Origin of the sequence: Myxococcus sp. CA051A (genome assembly GCF_013336705.1) — a bacterium.
Lineage (GTDB): Bacteria > Myxococcota > Myxococcia > Myxococcales > Myxococcaceae > Myxococcus > Myxococcus llanfairpwllgwyngyllgogerychwyrndrobwllllantysiliogogogochensis.
In genome coordinates, this window is the sequence record NZ_JABUMS010000016.1 from 107,846 (window position 1) to 123,963 (window position 16,118).

Genomic DNA, 16,118 nt, shown 5'->3' on the forward strand with positions numbered 1-16,118 from the left:
CATGCCTGAGTTGTTCCCGCTCATGCGCGGCGGCGGCGCATTCCTTGTCGCCATCGGGCTCGGCATCCTCGTCGGGTCCTTCGGTCGCGGCAGATGGCCTTTCGGCGGGCTCCTCGCGGGCGCGGCCATTGGCATCCTGATCATGGCCGTCGGTGGTGCCACCCGGCTCATCTTCGACGAGGGTGTGCGCACGCCCATCTGGCAGTGGGGAGTGCTCGGCATCGCCATGCTCGTCGAGGTCTACCTCGTCAGCGTCGTCGCACAGAAGTTCCCCGACACCGAGTCACGTCCCTTCTGGATGTGGCTGCTCTTCGTCGTCGGCGCCCACTTCCTCATCCTCGGACCCAGCCACGGTCCCATCTGCGCCTTGCTCGCGGTCCTCTGCATGACGAACGCCTGGATCGGGCTTCGCGCGACCACCGTCGACCTCCGCGTGTCCTGGGCGATCGACGGCGTGCTCAAAATCGGCGCGGGCGCGCTGATGGTCGCGGTCAGTTACAGATTCGTTTGATCCAGACGACAGGCACGATGTGTCGGGGCGCCCCAGGTGACTCGACGAAGCACCCGGGGCTGAGCCGGGTCAGATGTCCAGGTACCAGAGCTGGTTGTCCGCCGCCCTGTCGCGCTTCATGGGGTAGGTGATGAGCCGCCCCGAGCCATCCGCCCTGCCACCCTCGATGTCGAGCACGTGGCCGTTGAGCTGACTCTGGATGTAGTAGGTGCCGCGGACACGACCGGGCACCAGCTGCCACACCTGATGGGGCTGTCCGTGGGCCTCCCAGGTGACCACGCGTGTTCCCGAGGCCTTGTTGGCGCCCTCCACGTCGAGCACGAGTCCGTTGAGCCGGCTGCGGATGAGGTAGCCGCCGCGCGTGGGCACCAGCTCCCACTTCTGGTTGTCATTGCCCTCACGGTTGGACTTGGCCCGGTGGGCGATGAGCCCCGCGCCGGGCGAGCGGTTGTTGCCCGCGATGTCGATGACGAGCCCCGCGAGCTTGCTGCGGATGAAGGTGCTGCGCTGGGGACGCCCCTCTCCCCGGCCATGGTCCCAGTCCTGTCCGTCGTGGTCTCGGACCGAACGCCCGGGCGGCGGCGGGGGCGGCGCGGGGCGCGCCTCGCCCTGGCACCAGCCCGCGGGACTGCACGTGCGTGCGCCATCGCACTGGGAGGCATCGTGGCAGCGGTTGGGCCCGGGGTGGTTGCGCGACTCGTCCCTGCGGTAGTCCGGCCCAGGCCCCGCCGCCGCCGTCAGAGGCAGGAGCAGCAACGCGAGCGCCGCCCATCCCCTCCCCTTCGCGGACGACCGGTTTTCACTCGCACGAACACCCTCGGAGCCACTCCGAACCGCCAACATGGGACTTCTCCTTGTTTTTGAGGTCTCCAGCGGAGGGGCCGCTCTCGCCGCCCGCTCGCCCTGTGTCCTTCCTGACGGAGGCCCGGGAACTTCATTCACCTGGCCGGGAGGTACGTGCCCTCGGCACCCTTCCTCACGAGGTCGCCAGCTCCCACGGGGACTGGTGCCCTTGCGGTACTGTGCGCCGCACAGTACTGTGTTCCACATGGGTCAGGCGGAGTCGTTCAGCAAGCTGGAACTCGAGCTGCGCCGTGGAGTGGTGGTGTTGGCCACCCTGTCGCAGCTGAGAGCACCTCGCTACGGGTACGAGCTGCGACAGGCATTGGCGGACAAGGGAATGCCGATTGAAGAGGGCACGCTGTACCCCTTGCTGCGGCGTCTGGAGACGCAGGGTGTCCTGCAGAGCGAGTGGAGGATCGAAGACGGGCCACCGCGGCGCTACTACGCGCTGAACGCGGACGGCCGGAAGCTGCTCAAGAAGCTCACCGACGCCTGGCAGGGCATGAATGACGCCATGGAGAAACTCCTGGAGGAGGGGCAATGAACGCGAATGACGTGCTTGAGTCCTACATCACCGATGTCGCCGTGCGATTGCCACGCAAGCAACGCGACGATGTGGCGTTCGAACTGCGTGCATTGCTCACCGAGGAGCTTCAGGCCCGGGCCCTGGCGGATGGACGCGACGCCGATGCGGCCATGGCCACGGAGCTGCTGCATTCCTTCGGCCATCCGGAGGTCGTGGCGGCGCGCTACCGCCCCCCGCTGACCATCATCGACCCAGCGGATGCGCGCGGCTTCCTGCGGGCGACCGTCATCGGACTGGCCCTCATCTGGTGCGCCGGCCTGCTGACGCACCTGTGGCAACCCCTCCAGACTGGAAGGGACGTGCCCCAGGCGCTCGGTCAGTGGTGGGTGCACACGGTGGTGGGGTCCTTGTGGTGGCCTGGATTGCTGGTCGTGGGCTACGGCGGCGCTGCCTGGGTCCGCCGCCGGTGGCCTGACACGTCGAAGTGGAAGCCGCGTGCGGAGGATCGAATCCAGGGAGGCCGCGCGGCCATGGTCCTGGGCATCGTCGGCGTCCTGAGTGGAGTGTTCGTGCTCCTCGAGCCGACCTGGGTGCTGGACGTCTGCTTCGGGGGCCGGGCAGCTCCCGCGGCGTACGAGGCGCTCACCTACGCCGAAGGTTTCCGTCAGCGCCAGGCGCCCTGGTTGCTCGTGCTCCTCCTGCTCAATGTTCCCATGTGGCTCGCCGTCATCGTGAGCGGGCGGTGGTCCACGGGCATGCGGCGCCTTGAGACGGGACTGAGTTTGCTCACGTGCGCGGTGATGGCATGGACCGTCCTGGATGGCCCGGTCTTCCGCACGGAGGTCAGCAACCGGACGGTCCGGTTCTGCATGGTCCTCATCATCGCCTCCGTGCTGCTCCACTACGGCATCCGGATGTTCCGGACCGTTCGCCCTGCTCCATCCCTCCGCGGCATGCATGGATGACGACGTACAGGGTGGAAATGACCCTGCCTCTACAACGTCTGTCATGGCGCATAGGCTGCGCATCGCCGCGCGCGTGACGTGACTCGTTCCTCCTCGACCTGGCGTCTGTCGTTGCCCGGGTCTCCCGCCCGCCCTCGGCCATCTCGTCGTCAGGAACGGAGGCGCCTTCCGATGGAGGGCGCCCCTTCAGAGGGACATGCATGAAGAGCAGTTCGACAAGCGCCGGCCGGCTCGGGTGGCTCGCGGTGTGTGCGTGGTTCGCGTGGGGCACGGGGTGCTCGGCGGGCCCCACCGAAGAGGGACCCGAGTGGGACGAGCGTCCCGGGGTCGTCCACTCCGCGGAGGGGACGTTGGGTCAAGGGACGGTGGCCGCCGGGCGACTGCACACGCTCGCGCTGCGCTCCGACGGCACGGTGTGGGCCTGGGGCAGCAATACACATGGGCAGTTGGGCAACGGCACCACACGCTCGGCGTCGAGGCCCGCCTGGGTCTGGGGGCTGAATGACGTCGCCGCCGTGGCCACGGGGGAGCTGCACTCGCTGGCCCTGAAGGCGGACGGCACGGTGTGGGCCTGGGGCTTCAACGACCGGGGCCAGTTGGGGGACGGGACGACCACCTCCCGAGCGGTGCCCGTGCGCGTGCCTGGGCTGACGGGCGTGATGGGCATCGCGGCGGGCTTCTCCCACTCGCTGGCGGTGAAGTGGGACGGCACGATGTGGGCGTGGGGCAACAACGCCACGGGGCAGCTCGGCAATGGGCTGACAGCGAACCAGCCGGTGCCGGCGCAGGTGCAGGGACTCGGAGGGGTGAAGGCCATCGCCGCGGGCAATGCGCACTCCCTCGCATTGAAGTCGGACGGCACGGTGTGGGCCTGGGGAGGAAACGCGGACGGGCAGTTGGGGGATGGCACCACGACGTCGCGCTCGATGCCCGCGCTCGTCGCGGGAGTGGCGGATGTGACGGCCGTCTCGGGCGGGGGCTCACACTCGCTGGCCCTCAAGGTGGATGGCACGTCGTGGGCGTGGGGCAGCAACGCCTTCGGTCAGTTGGGGGACGGCACCACGACCTCGCGCCACGTGCCCGTGGCCGTCGCCGTGTCCGGCCTGGCCCGCCTCACCGCGGTGGTGGGGGGCGGACAGCACTCCGCGGCCCTGGGTGTGGATGGGACGGTCTGGACGTGGGGCGGCAACACGCGTGCGCAGTTGGGCGATGGCACCACGGTGTCGCGCCTGCTGCCCGTGGCGTTGGGGGGCCTGAGCGGAGTGATGGGAATCACGGCGGGCGGTGGCCAGCACACCGTGGCGATGAATGCCAATGGAGAGACGTGGGCGTGGGGTGGCAACAGCGAGGGACAGGTGGGCGATGGGAGCACGCTGTTGGCGCTGGTGCCCAAGCGAGTGCTGAGCCTGTCTCGCATCGAGTCCATCTTCGCGGGTGGGTACTACTCGGTGGCGATCCGGGACGGAGGGACGGTCTGGACCTGGGGTTCGGATCGGCTGGGGGAGTCGGGGGACGACATTCCCACCCTGAGCCCGGTGCCCACGCGCGTGACAGGGCTGACCGGTGTGGTGAGCGTGTGCGGCTCGGGTCATCTGCTGGCCATCAAGGGCGATGGCACCCTGTGGGCCTGGGGCGCCAATGGCGCGGGCCAGCTCGGGGACGGAACCACGGTGTCCCGCACGAGCCCCGTCCAGGTGCCAGGGCTCACCCAGGTGGTCAGCGCGTCGGCTTCGGGCCATTCCCTGGTGGTGAAGTCGGACGGGACGGTGTGGAGCTGGGGAGCCAATTCACAGGGGCAGTTGGGCGATGGGACGTCCACGGCGCGTTCGGTGCCCGCGCAGGTGGCGGGGCTGTCCGGGGTGGTGGCCGTGGCCACGACAAGCAACCGGTCAGTGGCGCTCAAGAGCGATGGCACGGTGTGGTTCTGGGGCTTCGTCGGCAACGTCTATCCATTGCAGAGGACGCCCGCGCAGTTGGTGGGGCTCACGGGGGTGGTGGCCTTGTCCGGTGGGTATGACCATGTCCTGGCGCTCAAGAGCGACGGCACGGTGTGGGCCTGGGGCTCCAATGGCTCGGGCCAGCTCGGCGATGGCACCATCACGCAGCGGCGCCTGGCCGTCCAGGTGGCGGGGCTGACGGGGGTGGTGGCCGTGGAGTCGGGGAACGACGACTCGGTGGCGCGGAAGGCGGACGGCACGTTCTGGAAGTGGGGCTCGGGTCAGCGGACCCCCGTGAGGGCGGCGTCCCTGGATGGAATGACGACCGTGAGCCTGGGCACCCTGCACGCGCTGGGGCTCAAGCCGGATGGGACGCTCTGGGCATGGGGTTCCAACGGCTCTGGCCAGCTCGGGCTCGGCATCGCGACCTACTTCGGTCCGACGACGACGCTGCCTCCCCATCTTCGGGAGGTCACCGTGGGAGATTTCTACTCGTTGGCCGTGAGGAGCGATGGGACGGTGCTGACCTGGGGCGCCAATAGCTCAGGTCAGTTGGGTGATGGAACCACGGCGCTTCAAGCCTCGCCGGTGCAGGTGTCGGGGCTCGACGGCGTGGTGGCGGTGGCCGCGGGCAACTCACACTCGCTGGCGCTGAGGACGGATGGGACGGTGTGGGGCTGGGGCGCCAATCACCTGGGCCAACTGGGGAATGGGACCACCACCTCGAGCCCGCTGCCAACGCCGGTCGTGGGGCTCGTGAGCGTGAAGGCCATCGCGGCGAACAGCACCCATTCCCTGGCGTTGAAGCAGGATGGGACTGTGTGGAGCTGGGGCTTCAATGGCGCGGGCCAGTTGGGGGATGGGACGCGAACCCAACGGCAACTGCCCGTGCAGGTGCTGGGGATGTCGAGCGTGGTGGCGGTGTCCGCGGGGAACGAGTTCTCCCTCGCGCTGAAGGCGGATGGCACCGTGTGGAGCTGGGGTTACAACTTCAATGGTCAGTTGGGAGATGGCAGTACCACGTTCAGCTCGAGTCCCGTCCAGGTGTCCGGCCTCTCCGGCGCGCAGGCGATATCCGCGGGACGCAGCCATTCGCTGGCCAGGAAGGCCGACGGGACGGTGTGGGCCTGGGGCTCCAACCAGAACGGCACCCTGGGGGATGGCGGCACGACGCCGCGACTCGTCGCGGGCCCCGTCGTGGGCCTCACGGGCGTGGTGAGCGTGGCGGCGGGACCGATGTCCGTGGCCATCAAGGCGGATGGGACGCTCTGGGTCTGGGGCACACAGTCCACGGAGGACGGGACGATTTCCCGGCGCTTCGTTCCCGTCCCGATGCCAGGGCCCACGGGCATCGTCGCCGCGTCCGCGCGAAGCGGCCACACCCTGGCACGAACCGCGGATGGGACGGTGTGGGGCTGGGGCCACAATGCCTATGGCGCCCTGGGCAACGGCATCACCGGAGAGCGGAGCGAGCCCTTCCAGCTCTGGTGAGCGCGGCGGTCCGCCACCCGCGCATGTCTGGAATCAAGTGGTGACTTGAACTCTTGGATGATCGGCCGGGCCCGCCCTCGAACAACGCACGTTCGAGGGCGGGCCCCTGGCGCTTCGCTGCGCGAGCCCCCACCCTCCGAGGCCTTGGGCGCGCCGTGGGCTACTCGATGGGCGGCGGGCAGGAGTGGGGGCAGTCGTATCCGAAGGTGCAGCTATCGCACGAGAGCGGCGGCATGACGCTGATGGTGAGCGGGAGCGTGCTCTGCCCGAACGGTTGATTGCCCTGCATGAGTCGCCACTCGAACAGGTAGGTCCCCGTCAGCGGGGGGGCGACGGCGGTGAAGAGGAAGGTGGTGTCCTCGCCCGGGTCCACGACTTCGTAGGGCAGCAGCGGGACTCGGGCCACTCCCCAGAACAGGTTGTCCACCGGGTTCTGGGAGCCGAGCTCGACGGGCGTCTGGGCGCTCCAGCTTTTGGTGCCCCAGTTCTTCATCCGGACGGAGAACTGGAAGCTCTCCCCTGGGGCCACGGTGGCGGGAACCAGGGTCTGCTCCACGAGCTCCGAGGCGAACGCGGGGGACTTCACGTTGACGGAGAGGGTCAGCTCGGGGCCGAACGCGGCGCCGTTTCGCTGCATCCTCCACCGGTAGGTGAAGGGTCCTGGCGTCAGGGGCGCGGTGGGCGTGACGGTGAACGTCTTGTGCTGCCCCAGGAGGATGGCGTCACCTGGAGCGAGCATCAGGCTCTGCGTCCCGTCGAGCGAGACGCCGTGCGTGCCATTGGCCGCGCTCCAGAGCGTGGTGCCGGTGTTGGTGACGGAGACGGAGGCGTTGAAGGGCTGTCCGGCGACCACGGTGGGAATCCTTCCGTTGGAGTCGCGCTGGAGGGCGCCGAGGGCGGGGGTGTCCAGGAAGCCGCCCAGAATCTGTTGGCGGAAAGGGAGGAAGGTTCCCGTCAGCAGATTGGAGAGGAGGAAGCGCGGCTCGTCGGGTGGCGCGGTCGGGTCCGGAACTTCGTTGGTGTGGACGAAGGACGTTTGGATGGGGGGGAAGGTGCCGATGGCGCCTCCCAGGTCCGCGAAGCTGCTGCGGTTGTGGCAGCCGGCACAGGACAGAGCCTGGGCGCGCGAGACGACCTGCTCGGGACTCAGCGGGCTACCGATGCGCTGGAGCTCCGCGGCGATGGCGGTGGCGAAGCGGTTTTCGGGAGGAGCGAAGAGGAACTCGTTGAGGTAGTTGTCCGAGGCGAGGAACGACTCCGAGTCGCTCTCGGCGTCATTGTAGATGTCGGGAACCTCATAGTTGAAGCGGTTGATGTCATCGACCGCGAGGCTCGCCACCTGGGTGATGAAGTACTCGCGGAAGCTCACCGCGAGCGGCTCCGTGTTGAAGATGTTGAAGAAGTCGCCGCGCGGGTTGGCTTTCACGGTGACGGGCACGAAGCGCAGGGTGCAGCCGGTGGGGCCACACTGCCGCTTGAGCTTGAACTCGTGGAGCATCCACGGGGCCGGCGGCCCCTGCTGGATGAACTGGTTGGTGCGAACCTGTCCCTCGCCCAGGGGGTTGTTGCCGTAGTGATTGGCGTGGACGACGGGGACATGGCCGGGGCTGCTGGCCTCCAGGAAGAAGGACTTCACGCGGGCGCGGCGGGCGACGGGGTCCGTGAGGGTGGAGAAGCTCGCCCAGGTCTGGGCGATGGGGCGGCAGCCCTCCAGACCCAGCTCGCGGCGGGGGTTGGGAAGGACGGCCTCGAAGATGACCAGGTTGCGGTCGGGGGGCGGGTGGGCGAAGACCATGCGGTATTGGCCGCAGTTGGCGCCATCGGGAGGGGCCAGGTCGAAGCGGTTGAAGAGGCCAATGAGGTTGTAGCGGTCCAGGACGGACCCGTTGCCGAGGACCGCCTCCCTCCCCTCGGACTGACGGCAGTGATAGGGCGCCCCATTGAGCGTGAAGATGTTGTCGCTGCAGTGCGCTCCGCCTGGGAGGTCGGCCTCACCCGGCGCGGGATTCTGGGTGTCCCAGAGCTGGCGGTAGAGCTGCTCGGCGGTGAAGCCCGTGCTCCCGGCCTGTTGGACCAGCTGGTTCATCACCATCCGGAGGGTGATGGTGGAGACGGTCGCGAAGTCGGTGATGGCGAGCGAGCGGCGCGGGTCGAGCGATGCGGACGTCGTGGAGGGTTGGTCGGCCAGGGGCGTGGTGTGGAGCCCGCCGCGTTCGGAGTGGGGAGACGCCGCGGAGGCGGAGCCCAGGCTCGCGAGGAGCAGGCTGACGCCCGCGAGCCGCGAGGCGGTGAGCCACCGGAAGGTGTGGCGTGAGTGCGGGACGGTGGAACGGGATGGTGGGTGATGCATGGCTGTGGCCTCGGAGACACCGATGTCCACGCGGCATTACGCAAGCAGGCATCAACCTGGTTGATGTGAACCGGCCGGTTCCTTCCGTCGACGAGCAGGTGTTTCGTCGGAGAGACAACCCACGGGGCCAGTTCGGCCAGGGTTCCGTGTCCGACGTCGTCCCAGGCTCCTTGCCACGCACCTGATCCGAGCTGCCTGGCGGGTGGCGGGTGAATGGCCGGTCCCCATTCGCTCACATCTCCCCCGGAGCGGACTCCCCTCATCGAGAGGCTCTAGAAGTTTCCAATGCCACTCAGGGGGGAAAGCAATGTTTGGTGTGTTCAGACGTATTGGCGGACTCGTGGCCCTCACAGCGGGGCTCTGCGGGTATGGCGCCTTTGCCCAGGAGCAGCAGCCACAGGCGGAAGCGCCACCGCCCGTGCAACAGGCGCAGCCGGTGAAGCCACAGGCTGAAGCACCACCGCCCGTGCAGCAGGCGGCCCCGGTGCCCGAAGCACCCGTCGCCAGTGAGCCTTCGGTAGCGGAAGGCGGTGGTGCCGAGACAGTCCCGGCGGCTCCGCCCGAAGCCGAGTCGCTCCCGAGTCCCATCGATTCAGGGCAGGAAGCCGTGGGAGGCAGTGGCATGGACGCGCAGGCCGTGCCGCAGGAAGCGCAGCCCGCCATTCCGGACGATTCAGGAGCGGTGATGGGCGAGCAGACCGCTCCCGTCGTCCCGCAGGAAGCGCAGCCCGCCATTCCAGATGATTCGGGCCCGGTGATGGGAGAGCAGACCGTTCCCGTCGTCCCGCAGGAAGCGCAGCCTGCCATTCCGGATGATTCGGGAGAGGCGATGGGTGGAAGTGGGTCGGAGCCAGTCGCCCCTGCGACAGGAGAGGTCGTGGGGGAGATGGACGCTCCGGCGATTCCTCCCGAGGCCGCGCCAAATCAGGCGGTCCAGGTGCCGCCCGAGCCCGTGGCGCCGGAAGCGACGATGCCCGTCGAGTCTCCTCAGGCCTTCGTGAAGGAAGGACCACCGCCCCAGGTGCCTCAAGCCAAGGGGTCGCCAACCGCCACCTCATCCCAGGCACCGCGGCCGGCGACACCGGCTCCCGCTCCCGCCCAGCCGGCGGTGGCGGCGAGTGCGCCAACCGCCATGGCCTCGACGAGTTCGGCCATGACGGCCGCAGGGGGTCCACGGAAGGAATGGCACGTCAGCAAGGCCGGTAACGACAAACAGGCGGGCTCGAAGCAGGCGCCTTTCCGCACCATCCGTCGCGCGCTGACCTCCGCCCAACCCGGGGATGTCATCCGGGTGCAGGCAGGCGAGTACCCAGGGAACATCGTCATCGATGGCCCCGTGCGCGGAGGCCAGCCCGGCGCTCCCATCCGCCTGGTGGGAGAGGGCCGCGTGCGCATCGTCCCTGGCGGCGAGCGCGGCACCCTCGTCCAGCTGCGGCGCCCCTACTGGCGCGTCGAAGGCTTCGACGTGGACGTGCGCAAGCAGAAGCGCTTCGCGGTCGCGTTCGAGCGGGACACCCAAGGCTCCGCGTTGCTTCGCTCGACACTGCACGGTGGCGCGCTGGGCGCCGGCGTCAGCACCGCCCTGGGGGCGCGGGGAGTGCTCATCGAGGGCAATCACATCCACGACTTCCGCAAGGCGGGCGGGGGCGACTCGCACGGAGTGGTGGTGCAGGCCACGTCGCGGAACATCACCATTCGCGGGAATGACATCCATGACACCTCGGCGGATGGAGTGCAGTGCCTCAAGCCGGACAACCGCAATCAGGCGCCCGCCGACGGGGTCCGCATCGAGAACAACCACCTCCACCACACCCGCGAGAACGCGGTCGACATCAAGACGTGCCGCAACGTCACGGTGGTCGGCAACCGGATGCACGGCTTCCGCAAGTCCCGCTCCTCCGCGGGCGAGGCGGTCGTCGTCCACTACTCGGCCAGCAACGTGCGCGTCGAGAAGAATGGCATCTCCGACGCGGGCCGGGGCATCTCGGTCGGCGGCGTGAAGGAGGGGCCTGACCCGAAGAACATCGTGGTTCGTGGCAATCGCATCAACGGCATGTCCAAGGCCGGAGGCAGTGATGGCACGGGCATCCGCGTGGAGAACGCCCAGGGCGTCCAGATTGAAGGCAACACCGTCGAGGGCACGGCCGGATACGGGATGATGCTCGGGCTGGGGTCCAACAACGGAGCCCCCAGCAAGGACGTGCTGGTGCAGGGAAATACCGTCCGCACGGCGAACCTCGTGCGCCTCGGCAACAAGCGCCCGGGGCTGCGGATGGACAACAACCGCTACGCGCCCAACGGCAACTTCAAGTCCGAAGGGAAGGAGACGAAGAGCATCAACGACTGGAAGAGTTTGTCCGGCGTGGACAAGGCCTCCAGCCAGCAGTGAGGTATTTCAGCGTTCCTCTGTCGGAGCAACGAAGCCCCCGTGGCACACCGCCATGGGGGCTTTCCCTTGAGGACGGCCCAAAGTGCCATGTCGCAACAGGATTGCGCTTGGGCCTCGGATTCCCTCTTGTCATCCAGGCACACTCCCAGAGAGACTGAGCCCACTCTCCGGGAGTTCCGCGCATGAAATCCATCTCCAGTCATCCCTGGCGGCACATCCTCACCACGTGTCTCGCGCTCACGCTGGGCGCGCTCACGGCTGCCTGCATGGGGCTGGAAGCGGAAAGCTCGGAGTCCTGGACGCAGCAGGACGAGTTCTTCGAGGGCTCCGCCATGGGCGAAGCGAGCTACAGCGTCCACAACTGTCCGGCCGGCCAGGAGTGGGACTCCACCTGGGGCTGTCAGCCGGCGTGGGGCGTGTCCTGCTACTACACGCGCGGCTCGGGCTATGTCGGCTTCGAGCCATTCTGCAGCAAGCTCCCCTCGACCTCGCCCATCCCCCACAACACCAAGGTGTGCTCGACCACGCGCGGCGGTGGCTGGTGCGGGACCGAGCCCAACTGCTACTCGTGCCCGGTCCACTGCTCCGTCAACCGAGGCCCTGAGTGGTGCGGCGGCGAGCCCAACTGCTACCTGTGCCCCCTGTCCTGTGAATCCACGCGGGGCCAGAACTGGTGCGGCACGGAGCCGAGCTGCTACGCGTGCGGCCCCTCGTGCTCCAGCACGCGCGGCACGGGCTGGTGTGGCATCGAGCCGAGTTGCTACACCTGCACCAACGGCGGCGGAACCTCCGAGGGCGGCTGAGCGCCTCGGAGGCCCAGCGAGGGGCCACGGACCATCGTCCCGTGGCCCTCCGCGATACCCGACACATCCATACAATCAACAGCGGTCGCCGCGTGCCTCCGGCGTGTCCCTCACGTCGCCACCAAGCAGCCTCACGATGAGCGCCACCCGCGAATTGACCTCGAAGCGCCAGTAGATGGATTTCGTGTACTGATTCACGGTGAAGCGGCTGATACCGAGCTGAGCCGCGATTTGCTTGTCACCAAGCCCAGCCAGGAGCAGCTCCAGCGTCTGGCGTTCTCGCCGAGAGAGCCTGATGCCGTAGGCCCCATCCCCCGTGATTCCTGGTGCGCCGAGGAGGGTCCCCCACTCCGTGTGGAATAGGTGGAGCAGCTCGCGGTCCGCGGCATCGAAGGGGTGCCTGCCTCGCCCACGGTAGACCCCGATGCACTGCACCACGCCGGGGAGCCTGGACCACCGACTCGAATACACCGAGTCATCGAGGCCTGACGGGTAGAGGAAGTGCTCGACGTAGGGCGCGTCGTACCAGGTCCGGTCCCCGACGAGTTCCTGCCTCATCGCGGTGATGACGGCGCCTGGAATCGACGGACGCTCCATCAATGAGCGGATGGCCGGATTGCTGTCGCTGCCCATCCGCTGGAGCGCCTCGAGCGCTGGCAGCGCGCTGCCTTCCCACCCTTCCAGGACGATGGCCGTGAATTCTCCGTGCCCTCCCGGCCTGAAGTCGCGCTCCAGGACGAAGGCCCCCGCCTCCGCCCCCAGGATGCGGAACACACCAGAGAGCAGATGCCGCACACGCGTCTGCCGCCCCTCTGTCAGCTCACGCGCCTCATTGACCAGACGAACCAGTGCACGAACCTGAGAACTTCGAAGGCTGCCATCGACCATCGGACCTCCCGAATCGCGCCCCATGGGGCATCCCTTATTTTAGCGAATTACACGATTCTCCACTTTAAATCAGGATGGGCCCGCTGAACCTCACAACCCCACTGAAAGAGAGAGGCGCATGAAAAGTCAGCTCAAGCGAATGGCTGCACGACCCGAAAGGGCTACAACATCCCCCTGCCATTGAGCACCCACGGCAACAAGACAGTGAACGTCTCCGCCCATGGCGCCACGTCCTCGAACAACGTGGGCTGCGCCCACTGCTCCGGTACGAGAGTCCGAAGCCATCAGTCCGTCCGAGACAGACACCCATTCGGAGAGCGAGGCAGTGCGTCCCCAGGAGGTGACTCCAGAAGAGGCAGTCGCACGACTGGATTCCCGATTCTTCAACGAGAGGGTGGACCTGGCCTGGAGTCAGGAGGCCACGCGGCGCGCGGAGCGACTTCGTGCCCAGCTTCCCCACGGGGCGCGCTTTGTGTCCATGGAGTGCCGCGGTTCCATGTGCCGGCTCGAGATGTCCCATCCCAGCCTGGAGACCTTTCAGCACTTCATTCGCGAGGGGCTCGTCCATGACACGAACGCGTGGGAAGGCCCCTTCATGGCCGCGCTCAAGAGCCCTCCAGGCCAGCTTGGAGCAGTGGAGGCGGTAGCCTATCTCGCACGCCCGGGAGCCGACCTGGCGCCCTGAGCGACACAAGCACATGGAATCGCAACACGCGCAGGGCAGCAGGCTGACCTCGATTGCAACACAACCACCGATGGGGAAACGCTCTCCTGTCCTTCCCCATCCTGGGTGCCAAGGACGGCGCCATCTACGGAATGCCTGACAACAGGACCCTGGTCGCGATTGGCTTGACGAAGACGACCTGCCCGATTCCCTGAATTGAGGCGAAGCCCGCTGGAGTCTCCGCCGAGCTCGCCCCAACGCCCCGCCAGAGGCTCGGCGCTCCGGACCGTCACCAGAAGAGCGCGGCACGCCGCTCCTCCCTCGGCCTCCGGGCCACCAGGCCCACGTGAGGCGACGGCCGTGCACATGGTTTCAAGGGAGGCCTTCGCGCCGAAGACTCGTGCGCGCACGGTGCGGATGTCCATCCTCGGCTGCGCGCGCACGGGAGCAGCACCCTTCATGGAAACCATGGGCACAACCCGAGCCCTTCTGCCCGGTCAGGTCATCGTCTCGCTGAACTTCGATGACTGCCTGGCAACCCAGACCACGGGGGCCGCCATCATGGAGGCCCGTGGAATGCGTGGCACCTTCTACGTCCACAGCACCCGGATGGGACTGTCCGGCCGCCTCACGCTCGCCCAGGTGCAGGCACTCCGGGACGCCGGGCACGAGATTGGCGGGCACACGCTGACGCACCCGCACCTCACCGAGCTTTCGGCCGATGAACAGCGCCGGGAAATCTGCAACGACCGGGTGGCCCTGTTGAACGCCGGCTTCCGCGTCACTTCGTTCGCCTACCCCTTCGGCGACAAGGACTCGACCACGCGACAGATTGTCATGGATTGCAATTGCAACTCCGCACGGGAAAGCGGCGGACTGCGCACCTCCTCGAGCGGCAGCAGCCCGGCCGCCGAGCCCGTGCCACCCGCGGACCCCTACGCCATCCGGACCCACGGCTCCGTGCAAGCCACCACCACGCTCACGGACCTGAAGAACTACGTCCTGCGCGCGGAGGAGTCGGGGGGCGGCTGGGTGCCCATCGTCTTCCACCACATCTGCGGGCCGTGCAATCCACCGCAGACCTACTCCATCTCGCCCACCCTCCTGACGTCATTCCTGGACTGGCTGGCCCCTCGCGTCTCGCGGGGCACCACCGTGGCCACCATGGACGCGGTCATCGGCGGCGTGCTGAAGCCGCCCGTGAGCTGGCCGCCCACGCAGCTCTTGCGGAACCCGTCGCTCGAAACGGACCTCAACGGGGACGGGACACCGGACTGCTGGCAGCGCGGCGGCTTCGGCTCCAACACATTCACATGGACGCGGACGTCGGACGCGCATGGGGGGAGCTGGGCCCAGCAGGTGCGCATCACCGCCATCTCCAGCGGCGACCGCAAGCTCATCACCCGGCAGGACGACAGCACGTGCACGCCCACTCCGGCGACGGGGCATCACTACCGCATCTCCGCCTGGTACAAGGCCACCACGTCGGTCAGGTTCAAGGCGTACTACCGGACCAGCGCGGGTGCGTGGGAATACTGGGCCCAGGGTCCCCTGCTGCCCGCGCGCACCAGCTACACCTTCGCCGAGTGGACGACACCGCCCGCCCCTTCCGCGGCCCGGGCCCTCAGCGTGGGATTGTCCATCGACCGGGTCGGCACGCTCACCATGGATGACTTCGCGCTCTCGGACGTGGAGGCGAGCGCGTCCCCATGAGCCCCCACGGACAGGGAGCGGCATCGCGTCAGACAGCGCCGGGCGTGTGGACGAGGGGCAGCGTTTACTGGAGCAAGGCCCGGAAGGCGTAGACGAACCCGGCAAGCCCCCCGCCCAGAAACAGGATCATCCCCCCAACGAGAGCCACCAACTCCAGGCGCTCCCTCCAGTTCATGGGAGGAACTGCCGGCTCCCGCGCGTCCTCCTCGGTGAAGGGATATCGCGGCGCATCCGTCACGGCATCGAGCAGATAGGATTGACTGAAAGCCACCGCGTAACCACCCTCCCACCTGTTGAGATACACCTCGATGACGGTCGCCTCCGCCAAGGTATCGGCATGCTTCCAGTCGATCCCGCTCGGCGGCACCAGGTCCCCGTCCCTGAGGCAACTCACCTCGAAGCTGATGCGCGAGGAGAGCAAGGCGGGGTCGCCACGGAACACCCGCGCGACCCGCCCTTCCACCACCGCCTCGCCCGGCGTGGGAGACGGCAGCACGACACGGTCGACCTCGACTTGAACGTGCAGGTCCGCTTCCAACGCGGCACGGGCGTGATAGTGGGCGGGAACGGCCATCGCCCCAGCCTATCCCAATCATTTCCGCCGCGCTGTCTGGCCTGGGGCGCACACGTGCTCCCGCGGTCCAAGCTGTTGTTGCGAGGCAGTCGCGCGGGATTGAGACAGCGGACTGACAGGAGCGCGTGAATCCACCTTCCATCCATACGCACCCAAGAAACATCAGTACCCGTGTGGTGTCTCCGCGCCCCGCGAGGAAGACGGACAGCCGTGTACCGCTGGCCTGATGAAGCGGCCACTCAAGCGCGCGCTCCGAGCACCCGCCGCGAGAAGGGGCGCATCGGCTGGCACGACTTGCGGCAGCCACCTTCCCTTGAAGGGTGTCCCGCTCGCGGTCGTCCAGGAGGAGCAGGCGGCCACGCAGCCCAAGAAAAAGCCCAGCAACCCGTACTGGATTGCTGGGCTTCTCACTGTGGAGGCGGAGGGAATCGAACCCTCTGCACGAGACAGCCCAATTCCGAGGC

Annotated in this window: 12 protein-coding genes; 8 read left to right on the forward strand and 4 right to left on the reverse strand. The window is 67.9% G+C overall.

What is annotated here, in order from left to right:
• Window position 1 precedes the first annotated feature (1 nt).
• Window positions 2-511 carry a DUF6609 family protein gene (locus HUA74_RS35165; RefSeq protein WP_174458058.1) on the forward strand — a complete coding sequence of 170 codons (510 nt, stop codon included), beginning with the start codon at window positions 2-4 and terminating at the stop codon, window positions 509-511.
• Between the two features lie 69 nt (window positions 512-580).
• Here HUA74_RS35165 and HUA74_RS35170 read toward each other — a convergent pair whose 3' ends face one another.
• A complete protein-coding gene (locus HUA74_RS35170; RefSeq protein WP_174458059.1) occupies window positions 581-1,267 on the reverse strand; it encodes an RICIN domain-containing protein in 687 nt (228 codons plus the stop codon).
• Between the two features lie 292 nt (window positions 1,268-1,559).
• On the opposite strand from HUA74_RS35170, the gene HUA74_RS35175 reads away from it, so the two are divergent.
• From HUA74_RS35175 to HUA74_RS35185, 3 genes are all read left to right on the forward strand, one after another.
• Complete coding sequence (locus tag HUA74_RS35175) at window positions 1,560-1,898, forward strand: PadR family transcriptional regulator (RefSeq protein ID WP_141645209.1); 339 nt, start codon at window positions 1,560-1,562, stop codon at window positions 1,896-1,898.
• On the forward strand, window positions 1,895-2,845 hold the full coding sequence (locus HUA74_RS35180; RefSeq protein ID WP_174458060.1) for a hypothetical protein: 951 nt from the start codon (window positions 1,895-1,897) through the stop codon (window positions 2,843-2,845). Before HUA74_RS35175 ends, HUA74_RS35180 begins: the two co-directional genes overlap by 4 nt.
• Window positions 2,846-3,045: 200 nt before the next feature.
• Window positions 3,046-6,273 carry an RCC1 repeat-containing protein gene (locus HUA74_RS35185; RefSeq protein ID WP_174458061.1) on the forward strand — a complete coding sequence of 1,076 codons (3,228 nt, stop codon included), beginning with the start codon at window positions 3,046-3,048 and terminating at the stop codon, window positions 6,271-6,273.
• A gap of 160 nt (window positions 6,274-6,433) precedes the next feature.
• On the opposite strand, the gene HUA74_RS35190 is transcribed toward HUA74_RS35185, so the two are convergent.
• Window positions 6,434-8,623, reverse strand: a complete 2,190-nt coding sequence (locus tag HUA74_RS35190; RefSeq protein WP_174458062.1) for an NBR1-Ig-like domain-containing protein — start codon at window positions 8,621-8,623, stop codon at window positions 6,434-6,436.
• A 340-nt stretch (window positions 8,624-8,963) separates the two neighbouring features.
• On the opposite strand from HUA74_RS35190, the gene HUA74_RS46935 reads away from it, so the two are divergent.
• Together HUA74_RS46935 and HUA74_RS35200 are read left to right on the forward strand one after the other, a co-directional pair.
• Window positions 8,964-11,012: a right-handed parallel beta-helix repeat-containing protein gene (locus HUA74_RS46935; RefSeq protein ID WP_174458063.1), complete on the forward strand. Its 2,049-nt coding sequence runs from the start codon at window positions 8,964-8,966 to the stop codon at window positions 11,010-11,012.
• 182 nt (window positions 11,013-11,194) lie between these two features.
• Window positions 11,195-11,815, forward strand: coding sequence for a hypothetical protein (locus tag HUA74_RS35200; protein ID WP_174458064.1), 621 nt, complete (start codon window positions 11,195-11,197; stop codon window positions 11,813-11,815).
• A 75-nt stretch (window positions 11,816-11,890) separates the two neighbouring features.
• Here HUA74_RS35200 and HUA74_RS35205 read toward each other — a convergent pair whose 3' ends face one another.
• On the reverse strand, window positions 11,891-12,610 hold the full coding sequence (locus tag HUA74_RS35205; protein ID WP_371817355.1) for a response regulator transcription factor: 720 nt from the start codon (window positions 12,608-12,610) through the stop codon (window positions 11,891-11,893).
• Window positions 12,611-13,199: 589 nt separating this feature from the next.
• Between HUA74_RS35205 and HUA74_RS35210 the strand changes: the two genes are divergently transcribed.
• Both HUA74_RS35210 and HUA74_RS35215 read left to right on the forward strand, forming a co-directional pair.
• Window positions 13,200-13,388, forward strand: coding sequence for a hypothetical protein (locus tag HUA74_RS35210; RefSeq protein ID WP_174458066.1), 189 nt, complete (start codon window positions 13,200-13,202; stop codon window positions 13,386-13,388).
• Window positions 13,389-13,835: 447 nt separating this feature from the next.
• Complete coding sequence (locus HUA74_RS35215; protein ID WP_174458067.1) at window positions 13,836-15,080, forward strand: polysaccharide deacetylase family protein; 1,245 nt, start codon at window positions 13,836-13,838, stop codon at window positions 15,078-15,080.
• A 64-nt stretch (window positions 15,081-15,144) separates the two neighbouring features.
• On the opposite strand, the gene HUA74_RS35220 is transcribed toward HUA74_RS35215, so the two are convergent.
• Window positions 15,145-15,654 (reverse strand): hypothetical protein, encoded by a 510-nt coding sequence (locus HUA74_RS35220; protein WP_174458068.1) that lies wholly within the window; start codon window positions 15,652-15,654, stop codon window positions 15,145-15,147.
• Window positions 15,655-16,118: the final 464 nt, after the last annotated feature.